The following is a 24862-nucleotide window of genomic DNA, read 5'->3' as shown; positions in this document are numbered from 1 at the left end:
GGGAGGTGACATGAAAGAGGTCGCCTCTGGAGAGAACGGATCACTGAGATGCAGGTGATGATCGAGGGACAGTCACGCTTCCAGCCTTTCGGCTTATCCTGTTGGGGTTCGGAAAATCTCAACAGGGGAGTTGGAAGCATGACTGCCTCCTATGCTTACCATATCGGCGTCGACTACCACAAATCCTATAGCCACCTCGTGGTGCAGGATTCGGCTGGCAAGACGCTGCGCTCCGGCCGGGTAAAGAACGATCGTCAGTCGCTGGGCGGGTTTCTCGAACGCTATCGCGAGAACAGCCATGCGGTTGTCGAGGCGACGCGCAACTGGATGGTGATCTACGACTGGCTCGACGACATTTGTGATGATGTCGTCCTCGCCCATCCGTTGAAGGTCAAGGCGATTGCCGACGCCAAGATCAAGACCGACAAGATCGATGCGACGGTGCTGGCGCATCTGCTCAGAGCCGACCTGGTGCCGGAAGCCTGGGCACCGGGCGAACGAGCCCGAGAGCTGCGCGTCGCGCTGCGTGAGCGGATGTTTTACGTGCGGCTGCGCACGATGACGAAGAACCGGATCGTCACGGTGTTTGATCGCTATCCGGAGCAGACGGCACAGTTGAAGAAGCTCGGCGACCTGTTCGGCAAGGCCGGCCGCGTCCAGCTGGCGCAGGTGAACGTCTCTGAGATCGACCGCATCCAGATCGACCGTGGCCTCGCCTTCATCGGCGACATCGATGGGCGCATCAAGCAGTCGGAGGCGACGATCCGGACGATGACCAAGGCCAATGGCAATGTGAGGCTATTGAAGACCATCCCCGGCATCGGCGAGTTCTTCGCCCGGCTGATCGATGCGGAGATCGACGACATATCACGGTTCCGCAACCCGAAGAAGCTTGCCGCCTATGCCGGGCTGGTACCGTCGACCTATTCCTCCGGCGGCAAGACCTTCCACGGCAAGATCATCAAGCAGGGCAACAAGTGGCTGCGCTGGGCATTCGTCGAAGCGGTGACACCCGCCATCGTCACCGATCCGCAGCTGCGCGCCCAATACGAACACCTGAAGTTCAGAGGAGTAAACAAGGCGCGCGTGGCCGTTGCGCGCAAGCTTTTGACGATCGCCTTCCAGATCCTGCGTGACCAGCGCGCCTACGAGCCGCGCGGTGCCAGCCCCACGGAAGGCGCGTCGACGATATCCCGGTTGTCCTGATGATCGTCTAGCGAGCCCGGTAGGACTGGGCTGCGCTCCTTAGGGAGAATGGGAAACCGGGAGCCGAACATCACTCTGTGACCGAAGCCAACGCATCAGGTCACGCATTGGAGATTGGTTCGAGAACCGCAGGACGGCAACACTCTGTCCAGCGGAAGGAAAAATTGAGCCGATCGGCGTCGATGCCGATCAAAACGAAACTGAACCCAAGGAAAAGCCGCCAGTTCAAGGCGTTTTGCCCCTTGTGTTCTTTCATTGGAGATAGTCATGATTTTTAGATTTGCACCGGCAGGGGTTGTCGGTGTCGGCGATTGCCAGACAGACCAACGTCGATCGAAAGACAATTCGCAAATATATTGAGCGGGGTCTCGAAGCGCCTGCTTATGGGCCACGCAAGCCAAGGGCGACGGGGGGCAGTTCAGAGGGACATGAATTCACGATTGAAAGTTCAATTGCGATGATGTGTATAGGCGGGCATCCCTAGATAGAGGTCGGTTTGATGGTGCTTCCCAAGCTTTGGAATATTTTCCGTGAACACGATGGTTTCGGATCAGACAAATGGACATCATATTTCGAAACCTACGACAATCACTTCGGAAAATATCGCCAGCAAGCCATCAACCTTCTCGAGATCGGCGTCCAGAATGGGGGATCGCTCGAAATCTGGGCCAAATATTTCCCTAAGGCTAAAAAGATTATCGGATGTGACATCGACGAAAAATGTCGTTCCCTGTCGTTCGAGGACACCCGTATCAAGCTTGTCGTAGGCGACGCTAACCTGCCCGATGTGCATGATTTGATCGCTAACGAGGCCCAAGAATTCGACATAGTGATCGACGACGGTTCGCATGTCGTGAGCGACGTCATCAAATCATTCTCCCTGTATTTCCCCATGTTGCGCGTCGGAGGTTCGTTCGTTGTTGAAGATCTCCACACGTCTTATTGGGATTGGTACGGGGGCGGGTCCGATCTAACTTTAAGTTCAATGGGATTTCTTAAACTACTCACCGACATTGTGAACAAGGAGTTCTGGAGAGACGACCGTACGACGTTCAATCTTCTTGTATCTTACGCAGAACGATACAATGTCGATTTGATGGATCTAGAGCTTGATATCGAGGAAGTATCATTCAGGAATTCGGTTTGCGTGATCAAGAAGGGCTCACCCAATGCACGCAATAGACGCCATATCTCTGGGAATACCTTCTTCGTAACCGACCACAAATCTGAAAAAGAAATGTCCGGAACCGATCGGCTCGTCGAGAAGTTGAATATCTCTCAGCGCCTGTCAGGTGCAACCGATGAACAAGCAAAATACATTACCGCGCTCGGCACCGCAGTACCGAACCAACTCGAGATAGACAGACTAAAGTGTGCAAATGGGGAATTGCTGTCTTCACTTAGCGATAAATTGCAAGAGGCGGAAGTGCTGCGGTCAGAGATCCAAGCTTTGCGATCAAGCACCTCGTGGAGGATAACGGCACCGCTGCGACGGCTCTTCCAATGGCTTCGATGAGACGATACAGGTAGAAAGTGCGGCAATAAAATGTCGCGCGTCTGGAAGTTTATGAGCCATTTTGCTTGTTGGTAATTGGGGGTAGGTGTGCTGAAACGAGTAGTTATGTTCATCGGTCGTCGCAGGCCCGGTATAACCATGCGATTGAGGAATACGTGGCGAGGTCTTCGCGCTAGGCCGCCAGTAACGCATGATGGTGTGTATCTCGTTGACCCCCGTGGCTTCACACCACCCGTAGAGGATAAACCGGTAAAGAAACGCAAAGAGATTCCTGACAACGTCAAAATAAACTATCCGCTTACAAAGACATTTTTTAGATCAATTGAAAAGTACGCTGAAGGTTCACCTAAGGTCTCGATAGTAATCCTGTCCTATTGTCGACCTGATCTTGTCGAAAATCTCATACTCTCGATCTGGCTTCACACGAAAGATTATCAGTACGAGATTATTGTCGTCGACAACGGCAGCCCGATGGGCGAGCACGATCTAAAGGCGGAGTTTCGAGACCGCGTAACTGCTATCAGACTTGATCGAAATCAGTACCTCGGGGACGCTTACAATATCGGGGTAGAGGCTGCGCGCGCTCCATATATCGTTCTTATGAACAATGATATCGTCGTTGAGCCCAATTGGCTTGGACCTCTTATAGATCCTCTGGAAACAAACCCGGGTATCGGGGCCACCGGCCCCCGCTTTTTGTATCCAACCGGACAACTTCAAGAAGCCGGAGCGTTAATCGACGCAGAAGGCTATTCCGTCCAGCTGGGCAAGCGTGGGAACGCTGAGGCGCCCGAATTCAATAAACCGCGTGAAATAGACTACTGCACTGGCGCTACAATAGCATTGCGTCGCGAAGGCTTCCTCGACACCCTCGGTTACGATTGGCGCTGGAGTCCGGGATACTATGAAGACGTTGATCTGTGCTTGAAGCTTAAAGAGCGCGGCCAGGGTACTTACTATTTCCCACAGTCAACGGTCTTTCATATTGAGAGTGCGACGATGGTGGATATGCCTCCGTCATCGAACCTGGGTTCTGCAATCGATACAAACCGGCAGAATCTTGTGGCGAAGTGGCATCATCTATTGGGCACTCACCGCACTCCGCACACAACGACGACGGTCAGCGCGCAGGAAAATCTAAAACGATTTGAATATGCCAAGAGCGAGATAGATCGAGACAGGCCAACGATTGGTGTCTATTTCCAATACGAGTTTATTCCAGGCGGAGGGGAGAAGTTTGCTCTATCGATTGCGGAAGAATTCTCAGATGAAGCCCAGGTCGTAATCGTCTTCGAAAATCAGCAAAGCATTCTGCGGGTAATGTCCGTGATAACGGATCTCGGATTCGATAAAATGGACTTCAAATGTGTTACGCGGAAGGAAGCGGAGAGGATGCCGCCTTTCGATGTATTTTTGCTCCAAGGAAACGAGTTGTTTCCGACGAAAAAGGGACTTGGGCGCAAGAACTATTTCATATGTCAGTTCCCGTTTCCTACAAATCTCGAATACTTAGAGGAGTTCGAGAGGCTCGGGCTATATAACGACTATACGTCATATATTGTTTACTCAGACTACGTGAAAAAGCACGTGAGGGCGCAGTTGGCGTCGTGGCGTGAGGTAAATGTCGATATCAATGTCATTCCGCCAACGTGTGACGACGTCGGGTTAGGTAATGCGAAAAAGACCAATCAAGTGATTGGGGTGGGGCGGTTCTTTACCGGTGGACACAACAAGCGCCACGATATCATGATCGATGCCTTGCAACGGTCTATGGAGAAGGCGCCAGATATCGACATCAACCTCTGCCTCGTTGGCGCTTCTCACAAAGAAGCAGTTCATCGAGAGCATCTAGCAATGCTGCGCACTAAGGCGTTGGGATTGCCAATAAAGTTTCATGTCGACGAATTGCGTGACCGTCTAGATGACCATTACCGACGTTCTAAGGTGTATTACCACGCCGCGGGCTGGGGGGTCGATGATACAATCAGCCCTCATGAGGCGGAGCATTTCGGAATTAGCCTCATAGAAGCGATGTCCGCAGGTTGCGTACCAATCGTTTATGGGGTGGGTGGCCCAGCGGAGATCGTAAACCACGGCATCAACGGCGTGATCATTAGCAGTGTCGATGAAATGGCCGACTGGACGATCAGAATATTGAAAGGATGGGATACGCCAATAATCATGAGCATGCGCGAAAATGCATTGGTGACGGCAAAAGCCTATGGCAAAGAAGCTTTTGGCAGAATTGTGAGGGAAATAGTCAGTTTCCCTCACAATGAGGTCAAGACGCTCGAGCAGTGATTATTTTATTGAGCGACGGCGCACCAATTTCTGGCCTTTCGACGATGATCGGCCAGAAATAGCCATTCGCTTCATCAAATTCCAGTTCCTCAATTTGAGCGAATCCGGCCGCTCGTAGCGAGCCAAAAAGATGATCTCTCCCCCAGACACGCATCTCCAATACCGTACCTGGACCCCCATGGAAGATAGGCTTGCGATAAGTATCGATCTCGCCCGCTGCGTTCTTCGCAACGACGACCCATTCCTCGTCAAACTGCACCAGCCGGAAATCCCTCATTCCGGGATAGTGCTCCGTCGTTTCTGACGCTGCGGTATAGGGAGTGGAGAAAATTAAAAGCCCGTTCTTCGAAAGCAGGCGTCTGAGATTAGAAAAGCCTTGCTCGAGCGGCGGGACTACGTGCTCGAACACTTCGCTGCAGATAACGTAATCCAAATTCCCATACGGAAGCGCTGAGCAAGACATGATGTCTAGTAGTGGTTCTTGATGGTAATATGTGTTTGTGTGGTGAAACTTTGCTCCAAGCGCGTCGACCAGTGGGGGCCAGTCGCTCATGCTGATCCCCCTTAGATCATTCCGCGGCAAGAGCTGTCCAAAGGTATGCTTCTCTCCGCATAGCCGCCGGGATATAGCGAGTGCGAGACCGCGAAAACGCGGCGTTGAGCCGCATCCTTCGCAATCTACAATCTCTCGGTGGAAACGATCGCGCTGCTTGCTGTTTTTCTGCCCGCAGATATTACAAGTAAAGCTTATTCTGTGGGCGTCGCTGATTTGTTCACCCTGCGAGGGTTCGGCTTGCAAGGCTGCATCGCCTCTCCTGGGAGAGACGAGCTTGTTGAGAAATTTTCGCACTTAGAAGACCCCCATTTTTTGTTCCTTGCTAGCGGGAAAGGCATGAGTCCGCCAGATCGGCGGCACAATACAGTTGGAGAATCGTGCCTGTTTCAAAATTCCCTTGACTCATTTCGATCGGTCTGATTGCCGACGGACTTATGCGTACCATATTGCCCGTCCCCGTGGGGGCCAAGCGGACAGCCTCCTTGAACGAGCCTATGAAGGCCAGATACAACGCTCCTTCCGCTCCTTTGCGCGGAAGGATGGGACCACGCCTGAAACGTCCGGGGCTTATCCCCGTCCGAACTCGTCGGAAACCCGGACGATATCGTCTTCGCCGAGAAAAGATCCGGTCTGAACCTCGATCATCTCCAGCATGATACGCCCGGGGTTATAGAGCCGGTGCAACTCGCCCTGCGGGATATAGACAGACTCGTTTTCACGCACGAGCGTCACCTCGTCGCCGACCGTCACTTCCGCAGTGCCCTTTACGCAGACCCAATGTTCAGAACGGTGGAAATGCTTCTGCAACGACAGCTTTTTGCCCGGCAAAACGAACAGCCGCTTCACCTGGAAACGATCGCCATTGAACAGTGACGTATACCCGCCCCAGGGGCGATAGGAGGTCGGGTGAGTTTCCGTCAGGTTCGATGTCTCCTTCGCCTTGGCAAGGAGTTTCACCAGCTTGCCGACTTCCTGAGCTTCGTCGAGGCGACCGACATAGACGGCGTCTTCGCTGGCGATGACCGCCACATCCTTCAATCCTTGGACTGCGAGATGCGAGGCACGCGACAGGACCAGCGAATTTTCGGTGTTCATGACGGTGGCATGGCCGATGACGACATTGCCGTTCTCGTCCTTTTCACCAAGCTTCCAGACGGAATCCCAGCTACCCAGATCCGACCATGCGAAGGCCGAGGTGACCACGGCGGCATTGGTGGTCTTTTCCATCACCGCATAGTCGATCGAAATATCGGGGCTCGCCTGAAAACTGGCCTCATCGAGACGGACAAAATCAAGATCGATCGTGGCCTTGGCGACAGCGGCTTCCGCAGCCTCGTACACGGCCGGCGCATAGTTTGAAAGCTCATTCAGGAGCAGGTCAACCCGGCACATGAAAATGCCGGAGTTCCAGAAATAGCCGCTAGCGGCCAGCATCTCTTCTGCGGCGGCAAGTTGCGGCTTCTCGACGAAACGCTTGACCTTGTGTGCGCCGGTCGAAAGCGCATCGCCCTGTTCGATATAGCCGTAACCGGTGGCAGGCTCGGTCGGCTTGATACCGAATGTGACGATCTTGCCCGATGCGGCGGTCTGGCGCGCTGTCGCGATCGCCTCGCTCCAATCCTTGCCTGCATCGATCTCGTGATCGGATGCCAGAAGGTGGAGGATGGCGTCCTCGCCGAATTTCTGCTTCAAGTGGAAAGCCGCGGCTGCGATGGCGGCAGCCGTGTTGCGAGCAACCGGCTCGAGGAGGATGGCGGACAAATCAACGCCGACTTCGCGGGCCTGCTCGGCCACGGTGAATCGAAAATCCTGATTGGTGATGACGACAGGCGCCTCGTATGCCGCGGTGTCGGTCACGCGCTCAAGAGTTTCCTGGAACAACGTCTTTTCATCGACGACCTGGATAAACTGTTTTGGCGCGTTCGATCGCGACAATGGCCACAGGCGGGTGCCCTTACCACCAGCCATGATGACGGGAATGATCTTCTGGGTCATAATAAATCTCCGGGTACGCACGGACCGTGTTTGTAGGGGTTCAACCTTCAATAGGCAATCGCTCACTGCGCTTTTGCCCAGTCGCGAACAAGCGAAAGGCCTTTTTCAAGCAGCGAGGAAGCAGCCGTCTCGTCCTCGGCTTCAACATAGCAGCGCATTTCCGGCGCATTCCCGGAAGGACGAAAGTGAACGATGGTGCGATCAGCCAATGTAACGCGCAGACCATCGATATCGCTGACGGAGCCAACGGCGCCGAGCGGTTTGAGGAAGGACGCGAGGTTTGCAGGAGAAGCCCGCAGATGCGCCATTAGTGCAGCACTCGTCTCAACGGCAAAATTCTCGAGCCGGTCAGCGGCCGCTACCGGCAGGTGAAAATCGGCAGCGATCGCCGAAAGCGACTTGGCCCGCTGTTTGGCCAGAAACAACGTCGCCAGAACCGGCAAAAAGCTGTCGCGCGTTGGAAGAGCGGTGAGCGTTCCGTTCGCCACTGTGAAATCCGACTGCGTCAGCACGCCACCATTGGCCTCGAAGCCCATCACCGCCGTTTCGCCTGCAGCGGTCGCCTTGTTCATGCCTTCGATAACAAAGGGAGACCCGACTTTGGTGCGGGTGACGCGGTAGCTGCCGGCAGCCTCGATGCCGGAATTGGAGGTAACCGGGGTGACAACGACCTTTGCTTCAAGGAAGCCCGCAACGATGAGCCCGAGCAGGTCGCCCCGCAGCGGTGTACCCGTCTCGTCGGCCACCAGCGGCCGGTCGCCGTCGCCATCGGCGGAAACGATGGCGTCGAGAGCATGCTCCTTCGCCCAGTCGCGCATAAATTTTGTCGTCTGCGCCGACACAGCTTCTGTATCGACCGGGATGAAGTGATCGGATCGTCCGAGCGCCACGACTTCCGCACCATAACCGGCGATGACGTCAATCAGGCCATCGCGGGCAACCGTGCTGTGCTGGTACACGCCGATTTTCAGGCCGGCAAGGGCGCCCGCTGCCAGCAGCGCGCGGTTGCGCGACAGGAAAAGCTCAATGGCCTGGCGCTCTTCGTTCTGAGCGATGCCAGGTGTCAGGTCAACGATTGCGTCGCCGATATCGGCCGCGATAGAGGTGATTGCGAGCTCATCCGCCTTGTCGATCTCGCCATCCGGGCGATATAATTTGATGCCGTTGCGATCTGCCGGGATATGCGAACCGGTGACCATCAGCGAGGCGCAGCCTTTCGACATTGCATAGAGCGCCAGAGCCGGCGTCGGGATCGCGCCGCAATCGATCGGCTGCAGGCCGGCGCGTGCCAGTGCTCCGATGCAGGTGGCAACAATATCAGGGCTTGAAGGACGATAGTCTCCGGCGACAAAGATAGGGTCTCTCGCCATCGCCAATCCGGCATCCAGCAGATGTCGTGCAAATGCAGTTGCGTAGAGAGCCGCTGCGTGGCCTTGAAGATCAGTTACAAGGCCGCGAAGACCGCTGGTGCCGAATTTCATGAAGTTTCCTCATTCACGGACCGGCTGCATACATCGGCTTTGCGCTAGGCCGTCTCGGCTCGGTTGTACCGCGTATTCGATGAAAATCACCCCTGATTCCTGTCGCCGAAAGGTGGCTTGAGCGCCTCGGCGTCGTGAATCGTTGTGACGACTTGGATCCTTAATTCCTGCCAGCACAGCGTCGTAGACCGGATACGAGCGCGTGCCGGAGCCGCCAGCAAGAACGATACCATTCATGCTTTTCCTTCCCTATGTAAGAAACTCGAAAGCCTCGATTCTTAGAGTAGGCGTTCCAGTACCACATTTGTGGATTCTTTCCAGTCCGGCAGTACTATTCCATAAGTCTGTTTCAGTTTGTTGTTGGAAAGGCGTGAGTTGGCGGGACGTTTTGCTGGTGTCGGATAATCCATCGTCGTGATGCGGCCAACGGATACTGCCTTGCCGTTCTTGGCCCGCAGACCAGCGAAGATCGCCTCGGCGAAATCCGCCCAAGTGGCCTCGCCGCTGCCGGTCAGGTGGAATATCCCGCGCAGCTTATCGTCCTTATCGGCAGAAAGGCGCTTTGCGATTGCAATCACCGCGTCGGCGATGTCAATCGCGCTGGTCGGCGAGCCGCGCTGGTCAGCCACCACATTGAGAGTATCGCGGGTTTCGGCCAGCCGCAGCATAGTCTTTAGGAAGTTGGCGCCGAAGGGCGAATAGACCCAGGCGGTGCGCAAAATCACATGGTTGGGATTGGCAGTGGCAACACCTTCTTCGCCGGCCAGTTTCGAGCGACCATAGGCCGACACCGGCCCAGTCGCATCCGACTCGACATAGAGGCCCTCCTTATCGCCGGAAAATACATAATCCGTCGACAGGTGCACGATCGGGACCCCGAGCTCCTTCGCGACTTCCGCTATCGCCGTTGCTCCTTCGGCATTGACGGCGAAGGCCAGCGCCTCTTCGCTTTCGGCCTTGTCGACTGCAGTATAGGCTGCGGCGGAGACGATCACGTTCGGCTTGATCTGCGAAAGGACCGTGCGGATCGACGCCCGGTCGACGAGATCGAGTTCCGGACGGCCTACGGCGACGATCTCGACACCGGCAACCGAACCGCGCTCCAGAAGGGCCGAGACCACCTGGCCCTGTTTTCCCGTCACGGCAATGCGCATGGCTCAGCCCCTGTTCAAAACACCAAGACGCTCACCGGAATAGACGCCCTGCCGCAATGGCTGCCACCACCACTCGTTCTCCAGGTACCAGCGCACTGTCCGCTCGATGCCGGTGTCAAAGTTTTCCTGTGCCTTCCAACCCAGTTCCGTTTCGAGCTTTGTGGCATCGATGGCGTAGCGCGCATCATGACCTGGCCGGTCAGTGACAAACGTGATCAGATCGGCGTGCGCCTTTGCCTGTGGGCGCAATTCGTCCATGAGTGCGCAAATGCGGGTGACGACGTCGATGTTGCGGCGCTCGTTGCGACCGCCGACATTGTACTTTTCACCCGGACGGCCACTCGACGCAATGAGGTCGAGCGCGCGGGCATGATCCTCGACGTAGAGCCAGTCGCGAATGTTGACACCCTGACCGTAGACCGGCAGCGGCTTTCCGTCCATGGCGTTGAGGATGATCAGCGGGATCAGTTTTTCCGGAAAGTGGTAAGGTCCGTAATTGTTCGAGCAGTTCGACACGATCACAGGCAAACCGTAAGTACGATGCCACGCAATCGCCAGGTGGTCGCTCGCTGCCTTCGAAGCCGAATAGGGCGATGACGGATCGTAAGCCGTGACCTCGGCGAACAGGCCCTCGTCGCCGAGCGATCCGTACACCTCATCGGTCGATACATGCAGAAAGCGGAACGTCTCCTTGCGATCAGCGGGCAGTTCGTTCCAGTAATGGCGCGCCGCCTCCAGCAGGCTGAACGTGCCCACGACATTGGTCTGGACGAAGTCGCCGGCACCACTGATCGAGCGATCAACATGGCTTTCAGCGGCCAGATGAATGATCCGGTCCGGCTGGAACCCGTTCATCGCCTCCGACATTTTCCGAAGATCGCAAATGTCGGCCTTCAGGAAGTGATAGTTCGAAGCGCCGTCGATTTCCTTGAGTGACGCAAGATTGCCGGCATAGGTAAGCTTGTCAACGTTGAGCACCTCGGCCCCAACATTCTTCACGAGATGCCTGACAAGCGCCGAACCAATAAAGCCTGCTCCGCCGGTTACGAGAATGCGCATGAGTTATCTCCGCTCGTCATCCGTTTTTGTGCCCATCAGTATTTGAAAGACGGCGGAAGATCCGCCAGTCCTGGTTGCACCTTATCCTTGTCCGACAAGACCACATTGTCGACCGCCAGGGGCCATTCGATACCGATCTCCGGATCGTTCCAAAGAAGACCGCGGTCGCTGACAGCGCTATAAGGGGCCGTCACTTTGTAGGAAATGACGCAGTCCGGAACGAGCGTCGCAAAACCGTGGGCAAAGCCTGTCGGGATCCACAGTTGTTCTCCGTTCTCCATCGAAAGCTCGCAACCATACCATTGGCCATAGGTCGGCGATCCCACGCGGATGTCGACAGCAACATCGAAAATACGGCCGGCGAGGCAGCGTACCAACTTTCCTTGAGCGAACGGATCAAGCTGGAAATGCAGGCCACGTACCGTGCCAACGATTGCAGAAAGAGATTCGTTTTCCTGCACGAACGTCACGTCCGCGACATTTTCGCGGAACCAGCCGTCCTTGAACACTTCCGAAAAATATCCGCGATGATCACCCAGCCTTGCAGGAGTGATCTTGGCCACACCGGCCAACGGCAAATTTTCGACTTTCATCACGCACCTGTCCGGTTTCTTGAGGTCCTTTCTAGTTTGGTCGCTTCAGTTTGCAAGAGGCATCTTTTGAATGTCCAAAGTTGTCCGAGCGTAAGAAAGACAACCGGCAGAATTCAGCAATAATGTCGGCGTCGATTTTCCCCACTCCCAAGCCCAGTTCGGCGAACGTGTCTTCGATGGTCTTGTAGCCCCTGGCCGACCGGGACATCATGACGAATGTTTTCGTGGGCGGTACATTCGAAATCAGTGGCAAAATATTGCTCCGGGATGGTATCGCGGTTGAGAAGTAAGGAAAACGAACGGTTGAACCTTCGCTTTCCGGCATTGAACGCACCGCTGTCGAAGCGCTGGTCTTAGACGCGGTGAAACCTCATTCCTACTCTGATCATATGAGAGTTCGAGGCGAGAAAGAGGAAGGTGGCGGAAGGATCAAGATGTTCCGCCGCGTGCGTGTACAGCCAGCGTTGCCGTCGAGCCAGCCATTCGAGGAGGTGGACCAGAAGGCGAGCCGAAAGCCGGATTTCTTTTGAACGGATCGAGCTTGTAATTGACAAGTGCACGGTTACATTTCCACGCCATAATATAGACGATTCCTGTCCTCGACTCTCCGGTCATCGTAGCCTTAACGAGACGATCACTGGAATTGACGCTCTCTGGTGGCTGCCACTTCCGAGTTGCGCGGTGAAGGCGGATCAGAGCACGATCGTGATATCGACCCCGCCGGCGAAGTTTGCGAGCTGCCTCATTTCGTCGATACTTGGCTCGAACCTACATCACCGTTATATCGCTGCACTTTCTCATCGTCTTTAAAGGGTGCAGTTTTCCGCCTTTGACGGCCGTCAGGGCAGAAACGGGCATTTAGACATGCCGCGAGGCTTGACGGCCACGTCCGATTGGTATTGTCAACACAAGAAACGCAACTCGACGCTGGTCGAAAACGACCGGCCTCCAATTGGGAACATTCGCGGAATGATGACGGACCAACGGCCAGAGGGCAAACTGGCCGGCTCAGACGAGGCCGAACGGCTGGGATTGCGGAGGCGTATCGCCGTTCTTATCCCATGCTATAACGAAGAGGTCACGATCGGGGCGGTCGTCCACGATTTTCGCCGGACGCTTTCGGATGCAACCATCTATGTTTTCGACAACAATTCCTCGGATCGGACAATTCCCTGCGCACTGGAGGCAGGCGCGGTCGTCAACACGGTCCGGGAGCAGGGCAAAGGCAACGTCATAAGGCGCATGTTCGCTGATATTGAGGCGGATATCTATGTGCTAGTCGATGGAGACGGAACCTATGACGCGAGCGCAGCACCAACTCTGATTGAAGAACTGGCGGCGCATGGAATGGATATGGTCGTAGCCAGCCGAACATCTAACGAGCGGGAAGCATACCGGCTTGGACATAGGTTTGGAAACCGGCTTCTGACCGCTTGCGTCATGATGATCTTCGGGCGGTCTCTAACTGATATGCTTTCTGGTTATCGAGTGTTCTCGCGCCGTTTCGTTAAATCCTTCCCCGCCCATGCCTCTGGCTTCGAAACTGAGACGGAACTAACGGTACATGCGTATGAACTCAGGATGCCGGTATCAGAGATTAAGACGGTCTACAGATCGCGGCCGCCGGGTTCCGCCAGCAAACTCAACACATATCGTGATGGACTACGGATACTTCTGACAATCCTCCGCCTTTTCAAGGCAGAGAAGCCGCTGATATTCTTTGCATTTGGCTTTATACTCTGCGCCGCCACATCCATAATACTTTCCGTCCCGTTGTTTAAGACCTATCTGGAAACGGGACTAGTTCCACGTCTACCAACCGCGGTGCTTGCGGCGTCGCTAATGCTGTTTGGCACTCTGCTTTTGACCTGTGGCATCGTATTGAACACCGTCACGCGGGGCCGCATGGAAATAAAACGTCTTGCCTACCTCGCCGTGCCAGGCCTTTGGCGTCCCCGTGGCTGAGCTGCCCAGACAGATCCTAGCTTTCGCGGCGGCAGGCATTCTCGGCTTTGCCGTCGACCTCGGCGTATTGCTGCTTACGCTACACTTGGGCTTTGGGTTTTTTGTTGGGCGGGCGATCTCGTTTCTCGCTGCGGTACTGGTAACTTGGTGCATCAACAGGCACTTTACTTTTAGGCATCATCGCAGTCAGGAGGTCCATAAGGAATGGTGGCGTTATTTTGCCACCATGTCATTGGGCGGGCTCTTCAACTACCTAGCCTACTGCTTGGTCGTCTTGACACTGCCAACGCTGTGGTTCCTGCCGGCCCTTGCCGTGGGTGCCGGCTCTCTCGCCGGCATGAGTCTCAATTTCATAGGTGCGAAACTGTGGGTATTCAAACCTCATCTCGATGCTGTTAACGAAACGCAGGCATTGACAGTTCGGCCGACCAAACAGCTGGGTTTTCTGAGCAGGCCACAGGCGCCGGTGATTGCAGCTGTCATCGTGCCGCTGATGTTCGGCTTCGTCTCTATGTTACTCGGGGCAGATGCGAACTGGGACCTTTATAACTACCATGTCTACAACCCGTTCGCATTAATGAACGGCAAACTGTCTATCGACTTGGCGCCGGCCGGTTTCCAGTCATATTTTAATCCGATACCGGATCTGCCGATATATATCCTCAACCGAGCGCTGCCGCCTGCACTGTCGGGCTTCCTGCAAGGCACGCTTCACGGTGCAGCCTTTGTCCCTATCATGGCCATTGCCACTGTAGTTCTTCCTCAAAGGCCTCTTGAAGATCGATACCGCGTACCGATCCTTTTGGCGCTCTCGGGATGCCTCACGGCTGTTTTCCTGTCGGAGATCGGCAACTCCATGGGAGACAACACGACGGCGCTCTTCGTTCTCGGCGCCATCTATATCATCGTTTCGCGCTGGTCCGCCCTCGGGTACTATAACGCCAGGACGATAGGGCTCCTGTCGATCGCTGGTTTGCTTGCCGGCCTTAGTATGGGCCTAAAGCTGACCAACGTGGTGCCTGCCTTTTCTATTTGTTTGGCACTGTTGTTTTGCTATCCCGGCACGTGGAGCCAGCGATTGAGGCTCCCTATCGTTTTCGGCTTGGCGGCGATAGTCGGTTTCGCTATCACTGGCGCCTACTGGATGATACGGCTGGTGCAAGAATTCGGAAATCCGCTGTTCCCTCAGTTCAGCACCGTCTTCCCGCATCCGCTTGTGACACCAATCTCCCTCGCGGATACGCGTTGGGGGCCGAAAGGTCCCTTTGAGATCCTTTTTTGGCCTTTCCTATTTTCGGTAAATCCTCGCAGGGTCGGTGAGTTACCTCTTAGGCAAATTGTTTGGCCCATCGTTTATGTGACGTTCTTGATCTGGACAGTGCGAACACTTTGGGCCCGATGGCGTGGGCGCGCGAGGACAACCCTCAGACCTGAGGCATCTTTCCTGCTGTCCTTCATCGCAGCGGCGTATCTCCTGTGGATGGTGCTATTTAGCATCTCCAGATACATGGTGCCGTTTGAAGTTCTTTTGCCGCTCGCGCTCTTTGTTTTATTGACTCAGCTATGTTCGTATGCTCAGGCCCGTCGCACAGCCACTTGGCTGTTGATCGCATCGACCGTCGTCGTTTTAGCGGGCGTTCGCACCTGGGGCCATGAGGGGTGGGGTGATCCACTCTACCATGCCGAAGCACCGCCACTGCCCAGCCCTGCACAGGCGACCGTCCTGCTGGCGAGCCCCGAAAAGCCGCTGGGTTGGCTGGCAACCCTGTTTCCTCCTGAAGTCGCCTTCATCGGTCTCGCCAACGATTTTCCCGCTACTCCGGCCTACACGCAAAAGGCGCAGGAGATGGCGCGCGCGCGCAGTGGCCCGATCTATGTCATTACAGACGGTGAAGACAACAGACGCGCCTCCAACATTGCCTTTTACAACGATTTGGCACGGCGCACGCAGTTGACAGCAAGCCAGAAAGGCTGCGATTTCGTTCGGTCTATAATCACGCGTTTACGCCTCCGAGCAGATGTTGTTGCTTTGGAAACCGGCGACGCTAGGTGCCGTATCGACGTGCCGCAATCCAGGAAAGTCGACGTCGACGCCTCGGAGCGCGCTCGTCGCGACCGGGCTACGCAGATTGTTGTACAGGCAGGCTTCACGATGCTTCCCGACAGTTGCAGTGTATTTACTGCCGGGATTGGAAGTGGTTCGCATCGCTACCAGTTATGCCGGGCGACTTTGCCATGACTTTAGGTCGACCAGCCTCTCCCGACCGGAAGACAGGGTGACGGTCTCGAATGCTCTTGAAACAAGAAATTGCCAACGTCCGTTCCAAGCCAGTCTTGCGTAGCCGTACCTGTCTCGTTTCAACGACGATGCCCGTCCAGGCGTATTAAGTCCATCCCGGTGCCGACGGCAGGATGGCGCCGGGCCGATCCGCGTGGGAAGCTCACCCTGAAACGATCGCCATTGAAAAGCGACGTGTAGCCGCCTCCAAGGACGATAGCAGGTCGGGTGGATTTCCGTCAGGCTTGATGCTTCCTTCGCCTTGGCAAGGATTTTCACCAGCTTGCCGACTTCCCGGGTTTCGTCGAGGCGACCAACGTAGACGTCATCCTCGCTGGCGATGACAGCCACGAAGGTCGACGAGGGTTCGGTCAGATTTGCGACGCCTGCGGAAAGCTGGCAGAACATTCTCTGCTCGCAGCGGCCCATAGCCGCTGCGAGCAAATGGAATATCTCATGCCTTCGCGGCTCGGGGTGCCTTCCGATTGGTAAGGTAAACCCCAGCGGCGACAATCACCGTGCCAACGATCAGCGGAGGGGTAAGTGGCTCGCCGAACGCGATGAGAGCCTGGATAGCGACGGTAGGCGGGCAGAGATAGATCAGGGACGCGGCGCGCGAGACCTGACCTCGGCGGATCAAATAGAGAAGCAGTGCAATACCCCCCACAGATATCCCGAGTACCGACCAGGCGAGAGCGGCGTAGGTCTCGAATGTGCCATCGAAGCGGAACGTCTCGAAGGCGAGCGCGAACGGAGCGGTCAAGGCCAACGCACCAAGATATTGCAACGTCGCAATTGCGGTCAGGTCACCAGCTTGAAGGTGCTTCTTCTGATAAATCGTCCCGTAGGTGACAGCGAACATAGCCACCAGATTAACGGCGAGCGGAATGCCAGCATGAAGGAGATCGGACGCATCGGGTTGCAGGAGCTTCGGTGAAATGGCGACAGCGATGCCGATGAAGCCAAGTGCGAGGCCGGCCGTCTGTGAAGGGCGCAGCCGCTCGCCAATGAGGACACTGGCCGCCAGTGCCGTGAGAAGCGGCTGCGTGGCGGCAATGATGCCGGAGATGCCGGCCGGCACTCCGTGCGCTACCGCCCACCAGACACCCCCAAGATAGAAGCCGTGCAGGAAAACACCCGAATAGACCGCCCGCCACGCCAAAGCGCCACTTGGCCATTTCGCCCTGATGGCAAGGCAGATAGCGCAGAAGGCGACCGCCGAGAGGGCGTAACGGATCATGAGGAACGAGAATGGCTCGGAGTGAAGCGCCGCGTACTTCGCAATGATCCAGCCAGTTGACCAGAGAAACACAAAAATAGCGGGAGCGAAACGGTCGAGGGTCATGAATATCTCTAATGTTCGAGAGCTGTTAGCAATTGTAAATATTGTTATTTTCGGATTCAGGCCGACGTTTTGACGCTCACGTCAACGCGGTTGATGCGCGTGCCTTTGTGCCTCGAGCAATGAGGCCGCGGCGGTATAGCCGCCCCCCATCCCATCCAGGAAATGCAGATGAGACCCGCGAGCACCTACTGGCACGAGGCAGGTCATCAGCGCATGAGATTGGCGATGCATGCCGAAGTAGACTTCGCCCCGATCGTACGCCGACGTCAGGAGCGCTTCGACGTCCTTGATCTGCTCCGGCATACAGTCCAGGGTCAGGCGAAGGACATCGTCGTACCTCCTGTAGTCGGAATTCAGAACGACGTCCGTCCACCCCTTGCCGCCGAGGTAATCCGCAACGGAGGTGGTGATCAGGACATCCTCCGGAACGGGACGTGATGAGCCATCCTCTACACCGAGTAGGGCAAGCAGTCGCCTTGCCAGCAAAGTGAAGGCCTCGGGGCCGATGTTGTCCTGTGGCTCCACAAGAAGGGAGAGGATATCGCCACGCCGACTGGGAATGGGTGCCCATTCGCAAGTCAGCCCCTTCAGATCGGGCGTTGCGTATTCCTGACACGGAGGGAGCGCGTGATTTCCCGCTTTGATCTCCCGGTCGGCCCAGTTCAGCCCGCCGCCGGCGAACATGGCGTATGTTGCCGTCTCCGACGCGGCGTAACGCGCGACTTTCACATCGCTTCCGGCAGCACGGATGTCTTTCACGGCAACCAGGCCGATCCTGAGTTTGAGCTGCAAATGGTCGCGGGCGTAGCCTGCGACGCGCCGCAGGACCCCGACCGCTGTTTCTCGAACATCGGGATTGAAGGCAAATGCAGCGCCGTCACCGCGAAACACGAATGGAAAATCGAAACTGCCGAAAACGTTGCCCAGCGCCGCAATTGCCGAAGCGCCCGCGTAATTGACATCCTTGAACTGCCCTCGGGCAATAGCCGAGGTTGAATCGACGACGTCGGTGATGCCAATCAGCCAGTCGTCGGGCAACGGTGAGTAGCTTGTCGTGTCCAGCAGTTCGCCGAAATCGCTGCTGGCGTCGAGGTGTCGGAATGCCTTGTCCATTGAAGCCTCCTACATCAAAGATTTGCTTGCCTGACCTGCCATCGTGGCAGGCCAGGCCAGGGGCTTCCGTTAGATGAGGGTTGTCACAACATCGACGTTGCCATGCGTTGCCTTCGAATACGGGCAGATGTTGTGGGCCTCACGCAACAGCTCGGTTGCTACCGCGGGATCGATGCCAGGTACGCTTACGTTCAATCGAGCGCTGAGGAAGTACGAGCCCTCCTCCAGGTTCAGGTCGATCTCGGCGTCGACTGCGACGCCGGCCGGAAGCTTGATGTGCTTCAGCGATGCCGCATACTCGATGGCACCCATGTAGCAGGCCGACCAGGCGGCACCGAACAGGTTTTCTGCGGCTGGATGAGGCTGTGTCATCTTGATGTCCAGGTGGCCATCACTGCTGCGTGCGCCGCCATCGCGGCCGTTTGTGTTGTGCGTCTTGCCCGTGAACAGAACCTTGTGTGTCATGGCGAAACTCCTCTGTGTTGGTTGAGTGTCTGCACCGTTGTGCTGCCAACAGAAGTACTTCCGCACGACCGAAATCGCACGTTAGGCGTTGTTAGACGTTGATTGCCGCAGCCCTCCAACAAACAAGGATTAACAACGCCTAACGTGAGCTTCGCAGCGCCGCGGCGTAGCTTTTCGGGCAGCACAACGGTGCAGACTCTCAACCGCCATTCTCGAGGAGAGAGACCATGACCACCACCAGAACCGAAGTTATCGACCTCGATCGACGCAGACTTTTGGGTGCCGCCGCAACCGGCATCGCCGCGCTCGGTATCGCAAGCGTGTTTCCCGGGCGTTCAATCGCGTCGACCGATCCCGAAGCGATCCGCCCGTTCCGTGTCAACGTTCCGCAAGCTGATCTTGATGATCTGCGTTACCGGCTGGCCCATACCCGCTTGCCGGAGAAGGAAACGGTAAGCGATTTCTCGCAAGGCGTGCCGCTCAAGACGATCAAGCAGGTCCTCCAGCATTGGCAAAAGGACTACGACTGGCGCAAGGTCGAGGCCCGGATCAATAGCTATCCGAACTTCATCACGGAAATCGACGGCCTCGATATCCACTTCATCCACGTTCGTTCAAAGCATGAAAACGCGCTGCCGCTGATCGTGACACATGGTTGGCCGGGCTCGATCGTCGAGCAACTGAAGATCATTGGCTCTCTCACCGACCCGACTGCCCATGGGGGCGATGCCTCTGACGCGTTCCACGTCGTCATCCCGTCCATGCCCGGCTATGGCTTTTCCGGAAAGCCCGACGCCACCGGTTGGGGGCCGGAACGCATTGCGGCCGCCTGGACGACCCTGATGCGGCGGCTGGGATACAAGAACTTTGTCGCCCAGGGCGGCGACTGGGGTGCGGTGGTCACCGACATGATCGGCGTGCAAGCGCCACCCGAACTGCTCGGCATCCATACGAACATGCCCGGAGCAATTCCTGTGGAGATCAACAACGCATCCTTTGCCGGCGCTCCTGCTCCGGAAGGCTTGTCGGACGAAGAGCGGAGATCCTACGACCAGCTCGTCTTCTTCTACAAGCACGTCTATTACGCCTTCCTGATGGGAACACGACCGCAGACGCTGACCGGGTTGGCCGACTCGCCGATCGCGCTTGCGACCTACATGCTCGACCACGACGCCCGAAGCCTTGAATTGCTCGCCCGTTCCTTCGACGGCCAGAAGGAAGGTCTAAGCCCCGACGACGTGCTCGACAATGTCACGCTTTTCTGGCTCACCAACACAGGCGTATCAGCAGCCCGCCTCTATTGGGAAAACAAGCTCGCTTTCTTTGCTCCCAAGGGCGTCAAGGTGCCAGTCGCGGTGAGTGTCTTCCCGGATGAGCTTTACCAGACGCCGCGCAAGTGGGCCGAAGCCGCCTACCCCAACCTCGTCCACTACAACAAGGTGGCAAAGGGCGGTCACTTCGCCGCCTGGGAACAGCCCAAGCTTTTTGTCGATGAAGTGCGGGCCGGGTTCCGCAGTCTGCGGAAGTCTGGCTGACCTTTGTCGGGCGCGCGCATATGTGCGCGCCTCCCTCCTTCACCCGGGGTACGATCATGGAACATGTGCATACTGCCAGGACAGAAACGATTGGCAGCCGAGAGAACGGGTTCGCACGCAGTTCGGACGGGGCTCTCGATATCAGGCTTTCAAACCCTGCCGGCGATCGGCTAGGCACGAACCCGGAGCAGCTTGTCGCAATTGCCTGGTCGGCGAGTTTCGCAAGTTCGCTGAAACATGTCGCCGATCTCAGGCGGATCAAGCTCCACGCGGATGTCAGGATATACGCCAATGTGGAGTTATCCTCCGACGACCAGGGATACGTCGTCGGCGTTCGCCTGGATATCTACCTGCCCGGCCTGGATCGGGAAATTGCATCTGCTTTGGTTGAAGCTGCTCGACTTGAATGCCCATACTGCCGGGCAACACACGGCAACATCCATGCCTTCTACAATCTCGTCTAAGTCCCGAAGTGCGCAAACCGGATGTTGAGCCACCGTGGCTCCGAAAAAGAGGTTGGAGTATAAACAGAACGGTGGAGTTGGTTAGGGGGCATGAAATGACGCGGGCGACAGGCGATGCTGCAGGTGACCTGTCCTTCGGCCCTTTTTGTCTGAATGTGGGTCAGCGCCTCCTTGCGAAGGAAGGGGTTCCTGTCGAGCTTGGCGCGCGGGCGCTGGACCTACTGATCGCTCTTGCTTCGGCTCCCAATACGCTGCTGACCAAGCAGGAGCTAATGTCGGCGGTCTGGCCCGACGTCATCGTTGAGGAAGGCAACCTGCGCTTTCACATGACCGGGCTGCGTAAAGCCCTTGGCGATGGGCAGGACGGTGCACGCTACATCACCACCATCCCCGGCCGCGGCTACTGCTTCGTTGCCCCGATTTCAGGCTCGTCCGCTGCGCCGGTCCCAGGTGATGACGCGGTGAAATTCAGGCATGCCAATCTTCCCAACCGCTTGGAACGTATGGTCGGACGTGAGAGTGATATCCTTGACCTTTCCGAGAGGCTGTCGAGATTTCCTGTCGTTTCCATCGTGGGAGGTGGAGGCGTCGGGAAGACTACCGTCGCAATAGCATTGGCCAATCAACTGGCGGGAGCGTTCGATGGAGCTGCGGTGCTTGCTGATTTCGGGACGCTAAGCGATCCATCACTCGTTTCGCCCGCCCTCGCGTCCATGCTCGGAATACCCGTCGGCTCCGATGACGTGCGCCCCAGTTTGCTCGCCTACCTTAGAGATAAGCGTATCCTTCTTGTGTTCGATACCTGCGAGCATCTGGTCGATACCGTCGCAGACCTGGCGGCGAGCATCATCGATGCCGCGCCGCACGTCCGCATCCTGGTCACGAGCCGCGAAGCCCTCAGGATTGAAGGCGAAAGTATCTACAAGCTCGACACGCTGGCCTGTGCACCGGTCGATCCGGAAATGACTGCCGAGAAAATTCTCTCCTATCCAGCTTCCCAGATGTTCGCCGAGCGCATCGCCGCGAGCGGAGTGCCGTTGTCCCTCACCGATGACGATGCTCGCATCATTGCGGCGATTTGCAGAAAACTCGATGGCATGGCGCTTGCGCTGGAACTGGCCGCGAGGCGGGTCGAGGCCTATGGCCTCTCCCAGACGGCTGCCCTGCTCGATCAGCATCTTGCCCTGGCATGGGTGGGATCGCGAAACGCGCCGCCACGTCAGAAGACCCTGCAGGCGACGCTCGACTGGAGTTTCGGGCTGCTGTCGGACCTCGATCGCACCGTTCTTCGGAGACTGGCCATCTTCGTTGGCGATTTCACGCTTGATGCCGCCTGGGAGGTGATCGCAACACCGTCTCTTGACCGACCTGCACTCTTTGGTGCCATCGACAGTCTTGTTGCGAAGTCACTGCTGAGCGCGAACTCGTTCGGCGCGATGATGCGCTATCGGTTGCTCGACACAACGCGCGCCTACGCACTCAATAGCCAGATTGAAGATGAGCTTGCCGATCTGGCTGCGAGCCACGCCTCGTACTACCGACGTTGGTTGGAGCAGTTTGGCCCGGATTGGCCAACGCTCTCGAGCGGACCCGAACGGCTGCCCTATTTCCTTGGCATCAATAACGTCCGGGCGGCCCTGGAATGGGCGTTCGGCGACAGCGGCAATGTCGATGTCGGTATCGGCTTGGCTGCCGCGGCTGTTCCGGTATTTCAGGCGATGTCGCTCTTTCCGGAATGCCAGCGCTGGTCCGAACGCGCTCTTTCTGCAATGGGCGAGCATTATCAGGAAAGTCGTGAGGAGATGCATCTTCAGGCTGGCCTTGGAATCTCCCGCATGTATCTCCACGGCGGCCGTGACGCGCTCCCCGCGCTCACAAGGGGTCTTGAGATTGCCGAAGGTCGAGGGAATGCGGTCGATCAACTGAAGATCCTCGGCCCATTGAACATGTTTCATCTCCGAACGGGAGATTTCAAATCGGCACTTGAGTGGGCCTATCGCTGTTCTTCCGTCGCTAAGGCGACCGAGGAGCCGTCCGCGATTTCGCTTGGGCACTTCTTTCTGGGCAATTCATTGCACTTCGGCGGCGAACTTGGCCGCGCCAGGCTCGAACTGGAGGCTGCGTTAGCGAGCGATCCGCTACCCAGCCGCGCGCCGGGAAGCTATGTCGGTTTCCAGGGACGCGGGCTAGCAGGCGGAATCCTTGCCAGGAATCTCTGGCTTCAAGGCTTCCCTGACCAGGCGGCCGTCCGGGCGCGGCAAGCGATCAAGGAAGCGGCGGAGGCGGATCATTCGTTGACACTTTGCATCGCGCTACTTGGTGGCATCGCCGTTTTCCTCTGGCGCGGCGACCTGGAGAGTGCACAAGAGCACATTGATTGGCTGATTTCGCGTGCCGGGCTGCACTCCCTGTCGCCATACGTGTCAGTAGCGAGAGGCTTCGAGGCGGAAATAGCTATCCGCCGGGGAGACCCCAGCGCAGGCGTCGACAACCTCCGCCGATGCATTGAGCGGCTGCATGCCTCCACCTATGAGGTTTTCACCACCATGCTGGAAATCTCGCTGACAAAAGGGTTGTTGGCGCTCGGCAAAATCGACGAAGGGTTGGAGCGGGTCGAGAAAGCCATCCAATCGGTCGAAACCAATGGGGACTTCTGCTACGGCCCGGAACTTCTGCGAATAAAGGGGAACCTTTTGGGATCGACTTCCACTTCGGATGAGGCACGCCATTGCATTGCAGGTGCCATCGCCGCCAGCAGAAAGATGTGCGCACGCGGTTGGGAACTGCGCGCCTCGTGCGATCTCGCTGCACTAGAGGCTGACCTCGGAAAGAAAAAGGAAGCCGCAACGATCCTTCGGCTAGTCCTTGATGAGTTCGACGAGGGCCACGACACGCACGATGTGCGGGTAGCCAAAGACATGTCGACGCACGACGGTGATGTGCCGATTGCTATCGAGGCATCGCACGAGCGGCCAACAGGTCGCCCATAAATCTGCGCTGAGCGGTGGGAGGGTTCGCGCACCGCGCCACCTCCTCTCCAACTGCTTGACGAAGGCATACTGATCCAGCGGGGAGGATTGCCCTCTGTGGGTCGCCAGGGCGCCACTGGCAGTAGGCCAGACCCAATAGAGGCCGCGACCTGTTCCAATGGCTATTGAGCCGTGGTTTGGATCGCCCGTCCGGACCCGAATGGCCAGAACGGCAGCGGTAGACAGGACAGCCGCTACGGGATGGTGTGGGTGAAAGCCCGAAAATCGACAGACAGGAAGGCAGGGGCGGATCAGCCGCGGCACCGGCAGGTAATAGCTGTTCCCAGCCGCGGTAACTGCGAATACCTATTGCCGCCCTGCCCGTGCCAGCGACCGTGCGATGTCGACGATATCGTCTCGGCCAGCGGTTGGATCCTCTTTGCTCCAGGCAATGCCAAGCCCGATCCGGAAGTCGATCCCGCTTACCTTCTTCAGTTCAAAGCCGCGATTGGGAAGATCAAGCGTCCATTCCGGTGCAAAGCCGATGCCAAGCCCGGCAGAGACCAGCGACACCAGCGCATAGGTGTCATCGCAGCTGAAGGCGATGTTGGCGGTGAGGTCGTATTCCGCAAACTTCTCATTGAAGTATCTTTCGGTGAACGACAGGTTCTGCCGGTTGAAGGCGATGATCTTCTGAGTGCGCAGATCATCGATGCTGATCTCCTCTTTGGCTGCCAGCGGATTGGCATGGCCAACCGCCAGGTAGTAGCGCTCATGCGCAAGCGAGACGAAGCGCAAGGAGCCGATGTTTTCCACCGGGCGGATGAAGCCTAAATTGAGCTGGCCGGTCTCCAGGCCGCGGATGAT

Annotated in this window: 18 protein-coding genes and 2 pseudogenes; 9 read left to right on the top strand and 11 right to left on the bottom strand. The window is 56.9% G+C overall.

Features of this window, described 5'->3' with window-relative positions:
• Positions 1-138: 138 nt before the first annotated feature.
• From AC1DE4_RS30060 to AC1DE4_RS30045, 4 genes and pseudogenes are all read left to right on the top strand, one after another.
• On the top strand, positions 139-1206 hold the full coding sequence (locus AC1DE4_RS30060; protein WP_477884536.1) for an IS110 family RNA-guided transposase: 1068 nt from the start codon (positions 139-141) through the stop codon (positions 1204-1206).
• A 267-nt stretch (positions 1207-1473) separates the two neighbouring features.
• Positions 1474-1612: pseudogene (locus AC1DE4_RS30055) on the top strand (helix-turn-helix domain-containing protein); the annotation flags it as partial.
• Positions 1613-1705: 93 nt separating this feature from the next.
• A complete protein-coding gene (locus AC1DE4_RS30050) occupies positions 1706-2722 on the top strand; it encodes a class I SAM-dependent methyltransferase (RefSeq protein ID WP_477884535.1) in 1017 nt (338 codons plus the stop codon).
• Between the two features lie 198 nt (positions 2723-2920).
• On the top strand, positions 2921-5023 hold the full coding sequence (locus tag AC1DE4_RS30045) for a glycosyltransferase (protein ID WP_477884533.1): 2103 nt from the start codon (positions 2921-2923) through the stop codon (positions 5021-5023).
• On the opposite strand, the gene AC1DE4_RS30040 is transcribed toward AC1DE4_RS30045, so the two are convergent.
• From AC1DE4_RS30040 to rfbC, 6 genes are all read right to left on the bottom strand, one after another.
• Positions 5004-5576 (bottom strand): class I SAM-dependent methyltransferase, encoded by a 573-nt coding sequence (locus AC1DE4_RS30040; protein ID WP_477884531.1) that lies wholly within the window; start codon positions 5574-5576, stop codon positions 5004-5006. The two genes, AC1DE4_RS30045 and AC1DE4_RS30040, sit on opposite strands and share 20 nt — an antisense overlap.
• A gap of 570 nt (positions 5577-6146) precedes the next feature.
• Positions 6147-7574, bottom strand: coding sequence for a mannose-1-phosphate guanylyltransferase/mannose-6-phosphate isomerase (locus AC1DE4_RS30035; RefSeq protein ID WP_477884529.1), 1428 nt, complete (start codon positions 7572-7574; stop codon positions 6147-6149).
• A gap of 62 nt (positions 7575-7636) precedes the next feature.
• Positions 7637-9055, bottom strand: coding sequence for a phosphomannomutase (locus AC1DE4_RS30030; RefSeq protein ID WP_477884527.1), 1419 nt, complete (start codon positions 9053-9055; stop codon positions 7637-7639).
• 278 nt (positions 9056-9333) lie between these two features.
• Positions 9334-10209 carry a dTDP-4-dehydrorhamnose reductase gene (gene rfbD, locus AC1DE4_RS30025; protein WP_477884525.1) on the bottom strand — a complete coding sequence of 292 codons (876 nt, stop codon included), beginning with the start codon at positions 10207-10209 and terminating at the stop codon, positions 9334-9336.
• Between the two features lie 3 nt (positions 10210-10212).
• Positions 10213-11268 carry a dTDP-glucose 4,6-dehydratase gene (gene rfbB / locus AC1DE4_RS30020; RefSeq protein WP_477884523.1) on the bottom strand — a complete coding sequence of 352 codons (1056 nt, stop codon included), beginning with the start codon at positions 11266-11268 and terminating at the stop codon, positions 10213-10215.
• Positions 11269-11303: 35 nt separating this feature from the next.
• The gene (gene rfbC / locus AC1DE4_RS30015) at positions 11304-11861 is read right to left on the bottom strand and encodes a dTDP-4-dehydrorhamnose 3,5-epimerase (protein ID WP_477884538.1); all 558 of its coding nucleotides are present in this window, start codon (positions 11859-11861) and stop codon (positions 11304-11306) included.
• A 969-nt stretch (positions 11862-12830) separates the two neighbouring features.
• On the opposite strand from rfbC, the gene AC1DE4_RS30010 reads away from it, so the two are divergent.
• Positions 12831-13826: a glycosyltransferase gene (locus AC1DE4_RS30010; protein WP_477884521.1), complete on the top strand. Its 996-nt coding sequence runs from the start codon at positions 12831-12833 to the stop codon at positions 13824-13826.
• Positions 13819-16065, top strand: a complete 2247-nt coding sequence (locus tag AC1DE4_RS30005) for a GtrA family protein (RefSeq protein ID WP_477884519.1) — start codon at positions 13819-13821, stop codon at positions 16063-16065. The genes AC1DE4_RS30010 and AC1DE4_RS30005 overlap by 8 nt, the downstream gene beginning before the upstream one ends.
• A 203-nt stretch (positions 16066-16268) precedes the next feature.
• Here AC1DE4_RS30005 and AC1DE4_RS30000 read toward each other — a convergent pair.
• From AC1DE4_RS30000 to AC1DE4_RS29985, 4 genes and pseudogenes are all read right to left on the bottom strand, one after another.
• Positions 16269-16455 (bottom strand): annotated as a pseudogene (locus AC1DE4_RS30000) (cupin domain-containing protein); the annotation flags it as partial.
• Positions 16456-16558: 103 nt separating this feature from the next.
• A complete protein-coding gene (locus AC1DE4_RS29995) occupies positions 16559-17449 on the bottom strand; it encodes a DMT family transporter (protein WP_477884517.1) in 891 nt (296 codons plus the stop codon).
• Positions 17450-17530: 81 nt separating this feature from the next.
• Positions 17531-18562, bottom strand: coding sequence for a DUF3095 family protein (locus AC1DE4_RS29990; RefSeq protein ID WP_477884515.1), 1032 nt, complete (start codon positions 18560-18562; stop codon positions 17531-17533).
• A gap of 69 nt (positions 18563-18631) precedes the next feature.
• Positions 18632-19027: an Ohr family peroxiredoxin gene (locus AC1DE4_RS29985; RefSeq protein ID WP_477884513.1), complete on the bottom strand. Its 396-nt coding sequence runs from the start codon at positions 19025-19027 to the stop codon at positions 18632-18634.
• A gap of 227 nt (positions 19028-19254) precedes the next feature.
• On the opposite strand from AC1DE4_RS29985, the gene AC1DE4_RS29980 reads away from it, so the two are divergent.
• The 3 genes from AC1DE4_RS29980 to AC1DE4_RS29970 all read left to right on the top strand — a co-directional run bounded on the left by AC1DE4_RS29980 (position 19255) and on the right by AC1DE4_RS29970 (position 24016).
• Positions 19255-20562 (top strand): epoxide hydrolase family protein, encoded by a 1308-nt coding sequence (locus tag AC1DE4_RS29980; RefSeq protein ID WP_477884511.1) that lies wholly within the window; start codon positions 19255-19257, stop codon positions 20560-20562.
• Positions 20563-20618: 56 nt separating this feature from the next.
• Positions 20619-21026 carry an Ohr family peroxiredoxin gene (locus AC1DE4_RS29975; RefSeq protein WP_477884509.1) on the top strand — a complete coding sequence of 136 codons (408 nt, stop codon included), beginning with the start codon at positions 20619-20621 and terminating at the stop codon, positions 21024-21026.
• A gap of 95 nt (positions 21027-21121) precedes the next feature.
• Positions 21122-24016, top strand: coding sequence for an ATP-binding protein (locus AC1DE4_RS29970; protein WP_477884507.1), 2895 nt, complete (start codon positions 21122-21124; stop codon positions 24014-24016).
• Positions 24017-24361: 345 nt separating this feature from the next.
• Here AC1DE4_RS29970 and AC1DE4_RS29965 read toward each other — a convergent pair.
• Positions 24362-24862: LysR family substrate-binding domain-containing protein (locus tag AC1DE4_RS29965; protein WP_477884505.1), on the bottom strand; the 501-nt coding region annotated here is incomplete at its 5' end.

This window comes from Rhizobium sp. 10N414 (genome assembly GCF_056394785.1).
The sequence above is the reverse complement of the archived record's forward strand: the minus strand, read 5'-3'. Positions and strand labels throughout refer to the sequence as shown.